Genomic DNA, 16341 nt, shown 5'->3' with positions numbered 1-16341 from the left:
ACCTGCTCGCGCCAGCGGTATACCGGTCGCATAAGCCGGTTTTGCCAGCGCGACGCGAGAGAGGAGGAGGGCAGGAGAAGGTGGCGGAAAGGGACGGTGAGAGCGCGGTGAGGGCCAGGAAGACGGGGGCAAAATGCCTCTGATCGGCACTCTTGTTTTTCGGGACCGTTGTCGAAACGTTATGCCACATTCGGGGGGAGGTAATGCTTTCGAAACAACTTGCGCATAGCCTCAACCTAAGTCGGTTCGCCAATGGTGGCGGTTCGCGAGTTTAGTTGTCACGCATCGTGGCATTTCACTAGGGGGTAGAAAATTCACGTGTTCACAATGGAGACTCGGCGTCGGGGGCTGATGGCCACGGCCACAGTCGTGGCGTCCGCACTATTTCTTACGGGCTGTGTACAGAGCGACCGGGACGATACCGCGGCGGGCGATGTCGACAGCACATTCGTCTTCGCCGCGTCCAGCGACCCTGCCAGCCTCGATCCTGCATTCGCCAGCGACGGCGAATCCTTCCGCGTCTCACGGCAGATCTTTGAAGGCCTGGTCGGTGTCGCCCCGGGCACCGCCGACCCCGCACCCCTCCTGGCCGAGTCTTGGGACCAGTCGGACGACGGCCTGTCGTACACGTTCGCGCTCAAGGAGGGCGTGACCTTCCACGACGGCACCGATTTTGATGCCGAGGCCGTCTGCTTCAACTTCGATCGCTGGTTCAACTTCACCGGGATCGCCCAGAGCCCGAGCGTGGCGTACTACTACGGCAACCTGTTCCGTGCCTACGCCGATAACCCCGAAGGTGCTGTCTACGACAGCTGCAGCACAGGAGATACCGGCGAGGTCACCGTGACTCTCGCCCAGCCCTTCGCCGGCTTCATCGCGGCCCTGTCGCTGCCGGCCTTCTCCATGCAGAGCCCCACCGCGCTCGAGGAATTCGCCGCCGACGACATCGGCGGGTCGGAGGAAGCCCCGGCGTTGAGCGAGTACGCGCAGGGCCACCCCACGGGAACGGGGCCTTTTGCCTTCGACTCGTGGGAGATCGGTTCACAGCTTGAGCTCAGCGCATACTCCGACTATTGGGGCGAGCAGGGTGACGTTCAGTCGATCATCTTCCGCGTGATCGATGACCCGCAGGCTCGTCGCCAGTCGCTCGAGGCCGGCAGCATCGACGGATACGACCTCGTCGCTCCGGCAGACACCGTCGCCCTCGAGACAGCGGGATTCCAGATCGTTCCGCGCGACCCGTTCACGATCCTCTACCTTGGAATCAACCAGTCAGTACCTGAGCTTCAGGACGTGCGGGTGCGTGAAGCAATCTCCCTGGCCATCGACAAGCAGCAGCTGATCGACCAGACGCTTCCGGAAGGCACGCAGCTGGCCACCCAGTTCATACCGCCCGTTGTCGCCGGCTACAACGACGACGTAACGACATATGACTACGACCAGGAAGCTGCCAAGCAACTCCTCGCCGACGCCGGCTACCCCGACGGCTTCACGTTGCAGTTCAACTACCCGACCGGAGTCTCGCGGCCCTACATGCCGACCCCGGAAGAGGTCTTCACCAACATCAGCGCCCAGCTGGGAGCGATCGGCATCACGATCGACCCGCAGCCGAACGCGTGGAGCCCCGACTACCTGGACCGTATCCAGGGCTCGGAGAACCACGGCATCCACCTTCTCGGCTGGACGGGCGATTACAACGACACCGACAACTTCGTGGGAGTGTTCTTCGGCACGTCCTCCCTCGAATTCGGTTTCGACAATCCCGAGTTGTTCGCCGCGCTCACCGAGGCTCGCGGCATCAGCAGCCTGGAGGAGCAGGTTCCGATGTACGAAGTCATCAACGAGACCATCGCCGAATTCATCCCGGCCATTCCTCTCGCTCACCCCGCACCGTCGCTCGCGTTCTCGGACCGGGTGGAAAGCTACCCCGTCAGCCCGGTCAACGACGAGGTCTTCAACATGATCGTGCTCACCAAGTAGGCGCCGCCACAGTTCTCATCTGAGTCGGTTGTTCTGGTCGTGGGGAGAGTGCTTCGGCACCCTCCCCACGAGGTTCGGAAGGTTGTTGTGCTCCGCGTTATCGCAAAACGAATCGCTTTGGTGATTCCCACACTGTTCGGGTTGTCCCTGCTCTTGTTCCTGTGGGTGCGCAGCCTCCCCGGCGGTCCGGCCACCGCGCTCCTCGGCGAGCGTGCCACACCGGAGGCAATCGCCGAGATCAACGAGCTCTATGGGTTCAACGAGCCCGTGGTGGAGCAGTACCTGACCTACATGAAGCGCATCCTGACGGGTGACTTCGGGGTGTCCATTGAGACCGGGCGTCCTGTTCTCGATGAGTTCGCCCTGCGGTTTCCCGCCACCATCGAGCTCACCCTCGTGGCTCTCATCTTCGCCATCGGGATCGGTGTGCCCCTCGGCTACATCGCGGCGAAGTACTACGGCAAGGCAGCGGACCACGTATCCGTGGTGGTGAGCCTGATCGGCATCACGATCCCGGTGTTCTTCCTCGCTTTTATTCTCAAGTGGGTGTTCGCGGTGCAGTTGGGATGGTTTCCCCCGGATGGGAGACAGGACTCGCGCATCGACGCCACGCACTTCACCGGCTTTTGGGTGCTTGACGGCCTGCTGACCGCCGAATATGACGCGGCCTGGGACGCATTCATGCATCTGATCCTGCCGGGCATCGCGCTGGGCACCATCCCGCTGGCCATCATCGTGCGCATCACCCGGGCATCCGTGCTCGAAGTTGCCAGCGCCGACTACGTGCGAACGGCGCGCGCGAAGGGGATTCTCGAGCGCACCATCCGGGACCGCTTCGTGTTGCGAAACGCGCTTCTTCCGGTCGTCACGACCATCGGCCTGCAGCTGGGACTGTTGATTTCGGGGGCGGTGCTGACCGAAACTGTCTTCGCGTTCAGCGGCATTGGGCGGTTTCTTGCTCAAGCAATTTTCTCGAGGGACTTTCCTGTCTTGCAGGGATTCATCCTCTTCATCGCGGTGCTCTATGCCGTGATCAATCTGCTCGTGGACCTCAGTTACAGTCTTATCGACCCCAGGGTGCGTGTGCAATGAGCTCGGTGATCCCTCCTTCCGTCGCAGGCGGCGCTCCGCAACCGCCGAAGCGTGACAGAGCCGACCACGGTTCCAGCCTGTGGGCGGATGCCTTCCAACGGCTCCGCCGCAATCCTCAGGCCGTCGCCGGTGCGATCATCGTGTTGCTCTTCGTGCTCGTCGCGTTGCTCGCGCCCTGGCTAGCGCCGTACGGCGGTGAGGATCTTCCCGGGCAGCGCGAGATCCGCCCCACCCGCATCCCCGGAATCGGAGAGGTGCCTGGCTACCCTCTTGGACTCGACCGCTTCGGCGGCGACGTCTTGTCCAAACTGATCTGGGGCGCCCGGGCGTCATTGGTCATCGGGCTCGTGTCCACCGCGCTCGGGCTCGCCGGCGGGATGCTCATCGGCATCGTCGCCGGGGCATTCGGCGGCTGGGTAGACAACGTTCTCATGCGGCTCGTCGATATTCTGCTATCGGTGCCGAACCTGCTCCTCGCCGTGAGCATCGCCGCCGTGCTCGGCCAGGGGCCGCTCGCGATCATGATCGCCATCGGGGCCAGTCAGGTGCCCATTTTCGCGCGATTGCTGCGGTCGTCGATGTTGCAGCAGCGCACCGCTGACTACGTGCTCGCAGCCCAAACGCTCGGACTGAGCCGCCGCACCGTCACCATGAGCCATGTGCTTCCCAACAGCCTCGGACCTGTCGTGGTGCAGGGCACGTTGAGTCTGGCCACGGCCGTGATCGATGCGGCCGCTCTGTCGTTCCTCGGCCTCGGTGGCGGGCGACCGGAAACCGCCGAATGGGGCCGCATGTTGACCTACGCGCAGAACGACCTGGCAATCGCGCCCCAGTTGGCCTTCCTGCCCGGTATCTGCATTGCGATAACGGCCCTGGGCTTCACCCTCTTCGGGGAAGCACTGCGGGAGTCCCTGGACCCGCGAGGCCGCCGCGCCTAGTCATCCGGTCCCGGCCGCGTCAGGCGATCTGCAGCTCGTTGCCCGGGATGGAGGACAGCAACATGCGAGTGTACGGATGCTGGGGGTCGCTGAACAGCTCCTCAGACGGCGCTGCTTCAACGATCGCTCCGTCTTTCATGACGCACACCTGATCGCTGATCAGTCGCACGACGGCCAGGTCGTGCGAGATGAACAGGTAGCTGAGTCCGAGGCGGTTCTGTAGTTCCCCGAGCAGGTCAAGAATCTGCGCCTGCACGAGCACGTCGAGGGCGGAGACAGGTTCGTCACAGACAATGAGGTCGGGGTTGAGGGCGATGGCCCGGGCAATGGCGACCCGTTGACGCTGGCCGCCCGACAGCTCGCTCGGGTAGCGGCGCAGCATGCTCGTGGGAAGCGCCACCTGATCGAGCAGGTCCGTCACTCGGGCGCGACGTTCCGCTTGTGAGCCTCGCTTGTAGGCCACGAGGGGTTCTTCGATGATTCGTCCGATCGTGAACGACGGGTTCAGCGAGGAATACGGGTCCTGGAATATCGGTTGCACCCGTTCTCGAAAATCGCGCAACGCCTTCTTGGTGAGTTGGGCGACGTCCTGGCCGTTGAACGCGATCGACCCGGAGGTCGGATCGAAGACGCGCAGCAGCATCCGTGCCGTCGTCGTCTTGCCGGAACCGGACTCACCGACAATGGCAACGGTCTGCCCGCGCGGAATATCGAAGGAGACGTTGTCGACGGCGACGAACGGTTCACGTTGCCCGCGAACTGGATAATTCTTCGTGAGTCCCCGCACTTCGACGATGTTGTCGGGTGCGGCGCGGGTGCCGGCCGGAGCCTCCGCAAGCCGCGCCACGGCGCGCAGTGCTCCGGACTGGGCGCGAATGGCTGCAACGCTCGGTGCTGCGGCGACCAGCGCGCGGGTGTACTCGTGCTGGGGATCGCGCAGCAGCTGCGCAGCCGGGCCCGTCTCGACCACAAGTCCGCGGTGCATGACCACCAACTGTGACGCGCGTTCGGCCGCGAGTCCGAGGTCGTGCGTGATGAGCAGCACGCTCGAGCCCAACTCTGCAGTCATCCGGTCGATCTGATCCAGAATGGTTCGCTGCACTGTCACGTCGAGGGCGCTCGTCGGCTCATCGGCGATGAGCAGGCGCGGAGCGCAGGCCAGCGCGATGGCGATGAGGGCCCGCTGGCGCATGCCACCGGAGAATTCGTGGGGATACTGCCGCGCGCGTTCTGCAGCATTCGGCAGTCCCGCTGCTGCGAGGGTTTCGATAACGCGCGCCTGCACGTTCTTGCGCGTCGCCTTGCCATGCACGAGCAGGGTTTCGGCGACCTGGGTCCCGATGCGGGAGACCGGATTCAGGTTCGACATCGGGTCTTGAGGCACCAGCCCGATAGCGGCACCGCGGATACCGCGCATCTCCGATTCGGGAAGACCGATCAACTCCCGGCCGTTGAACTCGATGCTCCCGCCGGTCACTCGCCCGTTTGCGGGCAGCAGCCCGATGATGGCCATGGCCGTTGTCGACTTGCCGGAACCGGACTCACCCACGATCGCCAGGGTCTCGCCCTGCGGTATATCAAAGGACACACCGCGCACCGCGTCGACCTCCCCCGCCGTCGTGCGGAAGGAGACGGCAAGATTGCGAACGCGCAGCAGGGGTATCGCTGGTATATCCATAGCCCCATCCTGCCGCAGAGAACGGCACAAGGGAGCGGATTTCCAGCAAGCTTTATCTGTCCGTAACGCAATGCCCGGGGAGGGCTCCTCGAACCCTCTCGATCAATCCCGGGTATTCTTGGTCCATGACGCTGCACATCACGGGCGATGACGCCGCCGACACCCTCCTGAGCGAAGATCCGTTTGCCCTCCTGGTGGGAATGCTCCTCGACCAGCAGGTAGCCATGGAGACCGCTTTCGCCGGGCCAGCGAAGATTCGCGACCGGATCGGTACTCTGGAGCCGAAGGCGATCGCCGACTTCGAAGCGGATGCCTTCGCTGAGGTATTCCGCACGTCACCCGCCGTGCACCGGTACCCGGGGTCGATGGCGGCGCGAACCCAGGCCGTCGCCGAGGCCATCGTGAGCGACTGGAATGGGAACACCGCCTCCCTCTGGACGGACGGTTCGCCTGACGGCGCGGAGATCCTCCGCCGGCTGAAGGCTCTGCCCGGATTCGGTGAGCAGAAGGCCAGGATCTTTCTGGCCCTGCTGGGCAAGCAGCGCGACCTCACGGCTCCGGGCTGGCGAGAAGCCGCAGGCGCCTACGGAGAAGACGGGTGCTTCCGTTCTGTCGCCGACATCGTGGATGCCGAGACGCTTGCCCGGGTTCGCGCGACGAAACAGGCAGTCAAAGCCGCAGCGAAGAAGGCCTAGCTCGCTGCGCCCTTCGGATCACCCGACGAATCTCCAGAAGCGCGGTCTGGACATCCGTCGGAAACGACGCGACGTACTCGTCGACCGAGGAGAAGTGCTGCACCCTGTGTCGGAGAACACCCGCCCATGGCGAAGAGTGCGCAGCCGCAGTATTCTGGCCGCGTAATCGCGGCGGGTTTTTCGGCCGCATCCACGTTGCAAGGAAGGAAGTCAGCCATGATCCGCTTTCTTATTCGGGCAGCAATCTTTGTCGGTTCGGCGGCTCTCGGCCTCTGGGTAGCCTCTCTGCTTCTTCAAGACTTCGTTCTCACCTGGCAGGGATTCCTTGTGACGGTGCTGATCTTCGCCGGAGTGCAGAGCATTCTGGCGCCGTTCATGACCAAGATGACGGCGAGAAACGCACCGGCCTTCCTGGGCGGGGTCGGCCTGTTGTCGACGTTTGCCGCCCTGCTGATCGCCTCGCTCATCTCGAATGGTCTGGTCATCACGGGCTGGCAGACATGGATTCTGGGCACGCTGATCGTCTGGCTGGTGACGGCTCTGGCAACGTTCTTCTTGCCCATGATCTTCCTGCGTGAGGCGGTCAAGGGAACCAAGAATTCTCGCGGCCAGGCGTCCAACGTTCGGGACTGACGTCCCGGGGTTCAGACGCGTCGAGACGCGAGTCGCGCTAGAGACGACGCGACGACAACCGCCACCAGCACCATGGCTGTGACGCCCAGGCCGGAGTAGCCCACGCTGATCAGCAGTGGGCCGGCCAGCGCTCCGCCGAGCGCGCCCGCCGCGTTCATTGACAGGTCTGAGAACCCCTGCAGGCCGGCGCGGTCGTGCACTCCGACGGCTTCGGACACAAGGGCCGAGCCGGCCACGACGGATGCCGACCAGCCGAGACCGAGAAAGATGAGACTGTACGTCATGGTTGTCTGGGACCCGTCGCTGCGCCAAGCGATGGTCAAAGCAATCAGGAGGAGCGCCTGTCCGCCCAGAATAACGGGAAGCCGGCCGATCCGGTCGGAGAGCCAGCCGAAAATGGGCGACAGGGCGTACATGCCTGCCACGTGCAGGCTGATGGTGAGGCCGACGATGGTGAGGGTCGCGCCGTGGTCTCGGAGATGAATGGGCGCCATGGACATCAGCGCCACCATGGTCATGTGACTCAGCGCGATCACCACCACGGCATAGCGGGCAAGAGAATTTGTCCGCACGATGGCGAGGCCGCCCCGCGGGGGACCGGCTGGCGCCGACGCTGCGCGCCCTGCGAGCGCGGTGAGCAGGGGATCCGGACGCAGCCCGAGCGAATAGACGAGGGCTGCGGCGACGGTGGCGAGCAGCGAGAAAACGAACGCGCCCGTCAGGGGTGGGAGCCCGAGGGCGGCGCCGACGACTTCGCCGGGGCCGAACAGGTTGGGGCCGAGCACGGCCCCGATGGTCGTCGACCAGACGACGAGAGAGAGATCCCGGGCGCGGAATCGCGGATTGGCGAGGTCCGTGGCGGCAAATCGCGCCTGCAAGTTGGTGGCGGAGCCCGCGCCTAGAAGCATCAGGGCGAGCAGGAGCAGCGGGAAGGAGTTCACGGTAACCGCTGTGATGGCGAGTACGGCACCGGTACCGGCTGTTAGGGCACCGGTTGAGAGAGAGACGCGTCTGCCGCGGGCCTGCGCCAATCGGGCCAGAGGTACCGCCACGAGGGCTGCTCCCAGGGTGCTCATCGTGGCCGCCATGCCCGACCACGCACTGGAGCCGGACAGCTCGGCGGCCAGCAGGGCGCCCAGTGAGAGGGTGGCGCCCATTCCGATTCCGCCGAGAATCTGCCCGGCGACCAGTACCTTCACGACACGCCTCTGAGCGGGGATGTGTCCTGTCGCCATGCCGAGCGAGGGAGAGGTCACGAGGGGTCCTTTTGTCGTCCTGTCGGGGTGGGGAAAAGTAAACAAAATTGCCCCCCTGACCGGGGGGAAAGAGGGTTAACTGAGGATAGCTCGGCGTAAGATCACAGATAACTGAAAGCAATTTCAGGTAACCATCCACTCACCGCACATCACACTCTCCCATCCGCCGTAACATTCTCGTTCGCAGAAGGACATCGTGATACCTGATTCCCTCACCCAGTCACAATACGACACCGTTTACAACATTTTCTCGCTCGTCATCGCCGCACAGCTGTTCACATCAGTATTTCTCATCATCAGCCTGAAGCGGATTCTCCCGCGCTACCGCCAAGCCATCACGGTGGCCGCGATCGTCTGCGGTATCGCGGCGTATCACTACTTCCGCATCTTCAATTCGTTCACGGAAGCCTTTGTGACGGATGCCGTCGGCGGCAAGGGCATGTATACGCAGGCGGCCGGCGCCGGATTCAACGAGGGCTACCGCTATGTCGACTGGCTCTTGACGGTGCCGCTGCTCCTGCTTGAGCTCATCGCCGTTCTGGCCCTTGCCCGGAAGATGCAAACCAGTCTGCTGGTTCGGCTCATCCCGGCATCCGCTCTGATGATCGCACTCGGCTACCCGGGTGAGATCAGCGGTGACAACCTCACCCGCGGCATCTTCGGGTTCCTCTCCACCATCCCGTTCGTCTACATCCTCTGGGTCCTGTTCGTCGAGCTGACGAAATCTCTCGACCGCCAGCCGCCGGCTGTGCGCAAGACAATCAGCCGATTGCGCGTGCTGCTCCTGGCGACCTGGGGCGTGTATCCGATCGCCTACCTCCTGCCCGCAATCGGTGCGGACGGTGCAGACGCCTGGGTCGGCAAGCAGATCGGTTACTCCGTGGCCGACATTCTGGCCAAGTGCCTCTACGGCCTCATCATCTACCGTGTAGCCCGCATCAAGTCGTTCGCCGATGACTCGGCGTTCGCCCTGGACGAACTGTCCATGGAGGACGCGCGCGAGGTAACCTCGGCAGCCAAGCCTGCGGGCAACGCACAGTAACCATCGGCAATCGCATCAGGGCTCGGCTGAACGGATGACCGTTCGACCGGGCCCTTGTGCGCAGCCCGGCACCTGACGATACTGGGGGGCACACCGGCGCCGGCAGTGGAGGAACGCATGAAGAAGGTACAGAGTTTCCGCGATCTCGATCCGGCTCACAAGACCGCGACCATCATGGGGACGGCTGTGCAGCTCACCTTGGCGGCCGCGGCCTGGAACGATCTGGCCCGGCGACCGGCGGCTTCGGTGCGCGGCCGCAAAGCCATCTGGGCGGGTGTCATCGCCGTCAACTTCGTCGGCCCCATCACGTACTTCGTGTGGGGGCGCCTGCCGCGTTAGAGCATCGGGGCGGTAAGGCCAGGACGTGGCCAGCCTGAACCCCGCTCTGCGAACACGAACGTGGAATACGCGACGTCGCAAGGCGTTATATATCGACAGTGGCATGAAGCATCCACTTCGTCCCCGCCCCCGACAGAAGGATCCACCCATCGTTTCCACTCCCTCTTCTCTGCCCCACCGTGCGCTCGTCGTAGGGGCGACCGGAATAGCCGGTTCCGCCGTGCGTGATCGGCTCCTGGTCGACGGATGGCCGGTCACGACCCTGTCCCGATCTGCCGGTGCCGCAGTTGAGGGAACCACCCACGTCCAGGCCGACCTGCGATCTGCCACGGACCTGGAGCGCGCCCTGCGCGACGAGCACCCCACCCACGTGTTCTTCACCGCGTGGTCCCGGCAAGAGACCGAGGCCGCCAACATCGACGTGAACGCGGGAATGCTCCGCGACCTGCTCGCAGCGCTGAAGCACACCAGAGTCGAGCACGTCGCCCTGATGACCGGGCTCAAGCACTACCTGGGCCCGTTCGAGGCCTACGCGGCCGGCGAAATGGCCGACACGCCCTTCCACGAGGAAGAACCGCGACTGCCGGTCAACAACTTCTACTATGCCCAGGAAGACGAGCTGTGGGCCGCAGCCGCGCGCCAGGGGTTCGCCTGGTCAGTACACCGCGCCCACACCGTGGTGGGGCACGCCGTGGGCAACGCTATGAATATGGGGTCCACGATTGCCGTGCAGGCGACCATCAGCCGCGAATTCAATCGCCCGTTCATCTTTCCGGGATCGGAGACCCAGTGGAACGGGGTGACCGACATGACGGATGCCGGCCTGCTCGCCGACCAGATGGTGTGGGCCGCCAGCACTCCCGGCGTGGAAAACCAGGCCTACAACATCGCGAACGGCGACATTTTCCGTTGGCGTTCCATGTGGCCGCGCCTCGCCGCCTACTTCGGGGTTGAGCCCGAAGGGTTCGTGGGGGAACCGCGGCCGTTGGATACGCAGATGGCCGACGCCGAGAGTGAGTGGCGCTCGATCGCGGAGAAATACGACCTGATCGAGCCCGACAGCACACGCCTCGCATCCTGGTGGCACACCGACGGCGACCTTGGCCGCAACATCGAGGTGATGACCGACATGAGCAAGAGCCGGGAGGCCGGCTTCCTCGGCTATCGGCGCACCGAACGTTCCTTCACGGAACTCTTCAACCGCCTGCGCGTCGAGCGCCTGATCCCGGGCGCGACTGAGCAGCCGACGCGAGGGTAGCCCTCAGATCAGCGCGAGGATTCGATTGAGTACCTCCTCCGGCACCGCCCCGGCAGGAATCTCGCCGAGGAGGAAGTCGCCGTCTGGCAGGGAATGGCCCTCCTCCAGCCAGAAGTCTGCACGGATGATGGCGCCCGAAGCGGATGCCCCATGCACGTCGATGGCGCCCGCGGTGCGCAGCGCCAGAGTCCACCGGTAGTGCTCCGTGACGTTGGCGATGGGTGAATACGTGTCGAGGGAAACCGGGGCAGTGTTGCCCGCGCCGGGCAGCGTGCGGGCGTCCATCAGCACGCCCGCGATGTTCAGGCCCGCGAAGCTGCGCAGCCAATCCGCCACGTACATCGACGCGTTCTCGCCGTCGTCGGCATCGAGACCGGAGACATCCGTTGTGCCGGAGAAGTGGTGTGTACGGGCGAGCCACTGCATGGGAGACGGAATCTGCAGCACGATCGGCGCGCGCTGCGTCTGGCTGAAGGTCGCGGCGAATTCCGTGACGTACGAGAGAACGTCGGGGTCGGCGAGCAGGGTGCGCAGCGCGTAACCGGTGCGAGTCTTGGCGCTCATCGCCGACTGGAGGTGGGGGTTGGCCGCAAGCTGATGGGCGTACAGGCGGTCGAGGCTGAGCAAGGCGACATCCGACTTGAGCAGTGCCTGGGCCTGTCCGAAGAAGTTGGAGTACGCCATCGGCTCGAGCCATGGCACCGGTTTGCCCTGCAGCAGCACGGCCTGGGCGTAGTCATGGCTATCGAGCAGCACGGCGCGGGCGCGCCCAGTGGGCGGCCGGGCGATGACGTTGGTCAGCGAGGTGGTCACGGTGTCTCCTGTCGTTGGTTCACGTAGTTCGACCCGTGACTGCGGGACCGTAAGGAGACGGTCCCGCAGCCACGGATCAAGTCAAGGTCAGGACTTGTGCTCGACCACTTCGCCGTATTTCTCTTCGAGTTCGCGTACGCGCGCCTCAAGCTTGCTGATCTTCAGCACCCGGCGGTCGGGAACCATGATGAGCGGCAGGTCCTCGAGCTTGCCCTTCACCCGCTCGGGCTCAAGTCCGCCCCAGTGGGTCGCCAACAGTTCCTCGTCGTTGTCTTGGCCCCATGAGCCGAAGTACAACAGCTCGGCCGGCGGCTCCTCCTTCACGAATTCCTGGATGAATTCCTTGTAGGGGGTACCGCGGTTGATGCGGTCCTGGCGCATCTGGGCGCGGAGTTCGATCGTGGCCTGCTCGTGCACCACGTAGGTCTCGGGCTCCCAGACCACGCCGTACATCGTCGACGCCGTGTGGGCCGAGATCCGGTCGAGCTCAAGGTCGGTCACCACGAGCTCAGGGTCGCGTTCGAGCACGTCGCCGTAGCCACCGCCGGCGCCCTGGGCGATCATATACAGCTCGCCCTCCTTGGCCACGTCGAACTGCAGTCCCATGTGCGCGGACTGGTAGTCGCCGCCCTCGAAGGGCTGCTCGTTCATCACGCGTTCCATCGACAGGTTGAACTGGGTGGGATCCTTCTGGATGATGTCGTAGATGTTGATGCCCTTGACCATGGCGAGCGGGTAGACGGGGCAGCCGTAACCGCCGAACATGCCGGGGACCGAGGAGAACTTCGAGCCGCTCGTCACGGTCATGAACCCCCAGCTCGGCGTGCCGCGCGAGGCCACGATCATCTCGTAGCCCATGCCACCGCGGAACTTGCCGAAGCCCTGGTTGTCGCGCACCATACGCTTGCTCACGAGCTGCAGGAACGGAACCTCTTCTTCCATCACCTCCTGCTCGCCGATGTCGGCCATCGCGCAGAACAGCGGAGCCACGGCGTCTTCACCGTCGCGGAACGCCTTCGCGCCGCCGCCCATGCCGTTGAGGTCGGCGCACAGGTTGCCCACCTGCTCGCCGTTCTGCGTGGTGCCACCCCAGAGGAAGTCGTTGATCTGGTTGAACCAGGGGGCGACCACGTTCGAGTACTTCTGGGGGGACGAGAACTGCATCTTCGCGAAGGCCGTCTGCAGGGCCGAGAAACCGCGGAAGGACGCCTGCAGCGACTGTCCGACCGGAGCGTCGTAGCCCGCATCCGCCCAGCTGTGTTCCTCGGTGATGACCTCGATCGGCGACAGGGCACCGGTCGAGCGGGGCAGATCCGGCCACCAGTACGACAAGATCGCCTGGGCCATAAACGACTTGGTCGACGCGAGCGGAGAGTTGATGGCCCGGTTCAGGATCTCGGGGCCCGTTCCGGTGAGGTCGACGATCATGCGTTCGCCCTTGATGGTGATCTTGCAGGCGAACTTGATCAGGATGTTCTCCTTGAGGGTGGAGTCCACGAACTGGTTGAAAGTGACAGTGCCGTCGGGCAGTTCGCCGATGCGGCGCTTCACCTCGGTCTCCACGTCCTCCACGGTGACGCGAAGGGACGCCACGAAGGTTTCCTGGCCGACCTCGTCGATCAGGCGGTCGACGGTGTCCATGATGCGCTTGACGGCGCCCATCTTCACCTTGATATCGGCGAGCATGAGCTTGGGGTCGCGGGTGGAGTGCTGCAGGAAGGTGAGCAGGTCGCGGCGCAGGTGCCCCTTCTCCACGATCTTGATCGGGGAGGCGCGCAGCCCGTCATCGAACGGTGTCTCCGAGCCCGACGGCATGCCGCCCGGTTCGCAGGCGCCGTTCTCTCCCTCGTGGATGGTGGCGCCCACCCAGGCGATTATGATTCCGCCGCGAATCACGGGCACGAGCATCGACTGGTCGGTGTTGTGCACCATGCCGAAGCGGGAGTCGTTGTGGAAGAAGCCGTCACCCTCGTTGATGCCGACGGTGGGCTCGTCTTTCCAGTTCTTCATGATGTAGCGGATGGGGTGGTGCAGCACCGCAGAGAAGGCGATGACGCCGCGGTTGGAGAGATACGTCACGTCGCCCTCCGCGGTATACACGGCGCAGGACAGATCGGCCCATTTGGCGCCGGGGGCGGCGCCCATGCTCTCACACATCTCGAAGGCTTCGTCGAGGGCGCCGGCGAGGCGCTTGCGGATGCGGTCGATCTCGAGCGGGTTGATGCCCTGGCTGATGCATTCCTCTTCGTATGCCGTTCTGGGCATGATCTCGTGGTGGCGCATGATTGCCGGGTCTGGTCCGAGGAAGAGGGTGGTCTCATCCATGAACTTGTCGACCCACTGCTGCTCCTGGGTGGTGAGCTCCTGGGAATCATTGCCGCGGGAATCGTCGTCCTGCTGGCCGGCCGGTACGAATTCGTCTGTTGTCAGTGTCATTGTGCTCAAGCTCCTTTGCTTGCGTTCGCTGAAGAAAAAGTGAAGGGGGTGGTCAGTCGCTCAGCAGCCATACGGCCCCCTGCACTGTCGGTTCGAGGCGCCAACCCGGTTCCACCAGGTAGGTGGTGTTTTCCGTGGTCACGATCGCCGGTCCGTGGATGACGTACTCGTGCTTGAGGGCATCGGCGTCGTAGACGGGGGTGTCGACTGCCCCGGTGATGCTCGTGAAGTGCACTTTGCGGTGGGTGACCGGCGCCGGCTTGGTCTTCTCGCCACCGGTTTCGATCGACTCGAACGCAATCACCTCACCCTCGATGTAGGACGCCACCCGAATGGTCTGCACGCGGATGCCGGCCTCGGGCGCCTGGGTGCCCTCGCCGTAACGCTCGCCGAAGATCTCCGAGAACGTCTTGATGAGGTGCAGCACGTCGGCGACGCCGTTGACGCGGTTGATATCGAATGCCACGGCGGTGGTGACGAGCTGATTGCCGTAGCGCATGTCCATCTCGAGCCGGTAGCGAACATCCGCTCTGTCGTAACCCTGGCGCACGAGGTCCTCGGCGCCCTTTTCCTCGAGTTCGGCGATGTAGCCGTTGAGGGCCTCGTACTTGTTGTAGAGGCTGCGCTTGATGGCCTCGTACAGCACGACGTAGGCGCTGCGCTCGTGGATGTGCAGCGGCCGCATGTTGCCGGCGCCGAGAGCGGAAAACACGGACGCGAACGGCGGAAACAGGATGCGGCTGATACCCGCGCTCGCCGCGATTCCGCAGGCGTGCAGGGGGCCGTTGCCGCCGTAGGCGAGCATCGTGTAGTCCTCGATCAGTCCGCCGCGCGAGCGCAGCTCCTTCTCAATGCCGATAGCCATCTGCTCGTCGACGGTCTTCTTGATCACCTTGGCGACCTCGACCGCGTCGAGGTCGAGCTCGTCGGAGAGCGTCTCGTCGATCACGTAGATCGACCGCTTCTTGTTGAGCTTGATGTGGCCGTTCGCGTAGTTGTCAGGATCGAGATAGCCGAGCACCAGGTCGGCGTCGGTGACAGTGGGGCGCAGGCCACCGCGGTCGTAGCAGGCCGGGCCCGGGTCGGAGCCGGCGGACTCCGGTCCGATCTGAATGGCGTGGTGAATCCGGTTGTACGCGGCGATCGATCCACCGCCCGCGCCGAGGGTGTTGAGGTGGATCATCGGCGCCGAGACCATCCAGCGGCCGATGGTGGGCTGGAAGTCGTAGTGTCGCACGCCGCCCTCCGGCACGAGTCCGATGTCAAACGAGGTGCCGCCCATGTCCATCGACACCACGTCGCCGAGCCCGGTGCTCTCGGAGAGGTGCTGGGCCGCGCCGACACCGGCGATCGGTCCGGAGTGAATCGTCTGCAGGGCATCCGTCGAGTTGGGCTGCGCCATGCCGCCCGAGTTGTGGATCACGAGCATCGGCTTCTCATAACCCGAGTCACGCAGGTTGTTGGACAGCTGGTTGAGGGCGTGGAACATGGTCTCGTGCAGGAACGCGTCCACGATCGTGGCCATGGCCCGCACGTACTCGCCCTTGCGCCCAGACACCTGGCTGCTGAGCAGCACGGGGATTGAGCCGAGCTCGTGAGTGGGGTACTCCTCGAGGATGATCTCGAGGATGCGGTCTTCGTGCACCGAATTCTCGGTGGCATTGGTCAGAGCGATCACGATCGCCTCGGCACCGTTGTTCACGAGATCGCGCACCTGGGTGCGCACGTCGTCGTACATCAGCGGCACGAGCACCTCGCCGACCGAGTCGATGCGTTCCTTGACCGAGCGGATGAGGCGGCGCGGCACGAGCGGGTCTGGGCGTTGGGCGTCGGGCATGTCGCCCTGCTTTACACCGTCGAGGCCCTCGCCGTAGCCGCGGCCCCGGGACAGCGGAATCGTGTCTTCGAAGCCGTGGGTGACGATGGCCGCCACCCGCGGCCCCTTGCCCTCGATCAGGGCGTTGGTGCCGAGGGTCGTGGCGTAGCGCACGGAGTCGACCTCTTTGAGCGCGGTTTCCCGTGAGATCCCGGCCCGGTCGCAGGCCCGATCGAGAGCCTCGTTGAAGCCCAGCGCCAGGTTGTGGTGCGTCGTGAGAGCCTTCGACTCGATGTAGATGTCGTCCCACACGAAGAAGCAGTCACTGAACGTGCCGCCGATGTCTACCGATATGCGTTTCACGG

Annotated in this window: 13 protein-coding genes; 8 read left to right on the top strand and 5 right to left on the bottom strand. The window is 64.3% G+C overall.

From position 1 onward, the window contains the following. Positions 1 to 327: 327 nt before the first annotated feature. The 3 genes from BJ997_RS12390 to BJ997_RS12380 all read left to right on the top strand — a co-directional run bounded on the left by BJ997_RS12390 (position 328) and on the right by BJ997_RS12380 (position 4010). A complete protein-coding gene (locus BJ997_RS12390) occupies positions 328 to 1980 on the top strand; it encodes an ABC transporter substrate-binding protein (protein WP_035838492.1) in 1653 nt (550 codons plus the stop codon). Positions 1981 to 2067: 87 nt separating this feature from the next. After that, positions 2068 to 3072 carry an ABC transporter permease gene (locus BJ997_RS12385; protein ID WP_035838491.1) on the top strand — a complete coding sequence of 335 codons (1005 nt, stop codon included), beginning with the start codon at positions 2068 to 2070 and terminating at the stop codon, positions 3070 to 3072. Beyond that, a complete protein-coding gene (locus tag BJ997_RS12380; RefSeq protein WP_035838489.1) occupies positions 3069 to 4010 on the top strand; it encodes an ABC transporter permease in 942 nt (313 codons plus the stop codon). Before BJ997_RS12385 ends, BJ997_RS12380 begins: the two co-directional genes overlap by 4 nt. 19 nt (positions 4011 to 4029) lie before the next feature. Here BJ997_RS12380 and BJ997_RS12375 read toward each other — a convergent pair whose 3' ends face one another. Continuing rightward, positions 4030 to 5688 (bottom strand): ABC transporter ATP-binding protein, encoded by a 1659-nt coding sequence (locus BJ997_RS12375; protein WP_183323493.1) that lies wholly within the window; start codon positions 5686 to 5688, stop codon positions 4030 to 4032. 125 nt (positions 5689 to 5813) lie between these two features. Between BJ997_RS12375 and BJ997_RS12370 the strand changes: the two genes are divergently transcribed. Both BJ997_RS12370 and BJ997_RS12365 read left to right on the top strand, forming a co-directional pair. Then, the gene (locus BJ997_RS12370; protein ID WP_035840843.1) at positions 5814 to 6383 is read left to right on the top strand and encodes an HhH-GPD-type base excision DNA repair protein; all 570 of its coding nucleotides are present in this window, start codon (positions 5814 to 5816) and stop codon (positions 6381 to 6383) included. Between the two features lie 216 nt (positions 6384 to 6599). Then, a complete protein-coding gene (locus BJ997_RS12365) occupies positions 6600 to 7016 on the top strand; it encodes a phage holin family protein (RefSeq protein ID WP_035840845.1) in 417 nt (138 codons plus the stop codon). Positions 7017 to 7027: 11 nt separating this feature from the next. Here BJ997_RS12365 and BJ997_RS12360 read toward each other — a convergent pair whose 3' ends face one another. Next, positions 7028 to 8251, bottom strand: a complete 1224-nt coding sequence (locus BJ997_RS12360; RefSeq protein ID WP_183323800.1) for an MFS transporter — start codon at positions 8249 to 8251, stop codon at positions 7028 to 7030. 217 nt (positions 8252 to 8468) lie between these two features. Here BJ997_RS12360 and BJ997_RS12355 point away from each other — a divergent pair, with 217 nt between their 5' ends. From BJ997_RS12355 to BJ997_RS12345, 3 genes are all read left to right on the top strand, one after another. After that, positions 8469 to 9314 carry a bacteriorhodopsin-like gene (locus tag BJ997_RS12355; RefSeq protein WP_084141585.1) on the top strand — a complete coding sequence of 282 codons (846 nt, stop codon included), beginning with the start codon at positions 8469 to 8471 and terminating at the stop codon, positions 9312 to 9314. A gap of 117 nt (positions 9315 to 9431) precedes the next feature. Then, positions 9432 to 9653: a PLDc N-terminal domain-containing protein gene (locus BJ997_RS12350; RefSeq protein ID WP_035838941.1), complete on the top strand. Its 222-nt coding sequence runs from the start codon at positions 9432 to 9434 to the stop codon at positions 9651 to 9653. A 103-nt stretch (positions 9654 to 9756) separates the two neighbouring features. After that, positions 9757 to 10911: an SDR family oxidoreductase gene (locus BJ997_RS12345; protein ID WP_084141582.1), complete on the top strand. Its 1155-nt coding sequence runs from the start codon at positions 9757 to 9759 to the stop codon at positions 10909 to 10911. Between the two features lie 3 nt (positions 10912 to 10914). On the opposite strand, the gene BJ997_RS12340 is transcribed toward BJ997_RS12345, so the two are convergent. The 3 genes from BJ997_RS12340 to BJ997_RS12330 form a co-directional block, all read right to left on the bottom strand. After that, the gene (locus tag BJ997_RS12340; RefSeq protein WP_035838938.1) at positions 10915 to 11724 is read right to left on the bottom strand and encodes a hypothetical protein; all 810 of its coding nucleotides are present in this window, start codon (positions 11722 to 11724) and stop codon (positions 10915 to 10917) included. Between the two features lie 87 nt (positions 11725 to 11811). Further along, positions 11812 to 14160, bottom strand: coding sequence for a hydantoinase B/oxoprolinase family protein (locus BJ997_RS12335; RefSeq protein WP_035838935.1), 2349 nt, complete (start codon positions 14158 to 14160; stop codon positions 11812 to 11814). Between the two features lie 52 nt (positions 14161 to 14212). Further along, positions 14213 to 16339: a hydantoinase/oxoprolinase family protein gene (locus tag BJ997_RS12330; RefSeq protein WP_035838933.1), complete on the bottom strand. Its 2127-nt coding sequence runs from the start codon at positions 16337 to 16339 to the stop codon at positions 14213 to 14215. Positions 16340 to 16341 lie beyond the last annotated feature (2 nt).

It is taken from the genome of Cryobacterium roopkundense, from assembly GCF_014200405.1.
Taxonomy (GTDB): domain Bacteria; phylum Actinomycetota; class Actinomycetes; order Actinomycetales; family Microbacteriaceae; genus Cryobacterium; species Cryobacterium roopkundense.
The sequence above is the reverse complement of the archived record's forward strand: the minus strand, read 5'-3'. Positions and strand labels throughout refer to the sequence as shown.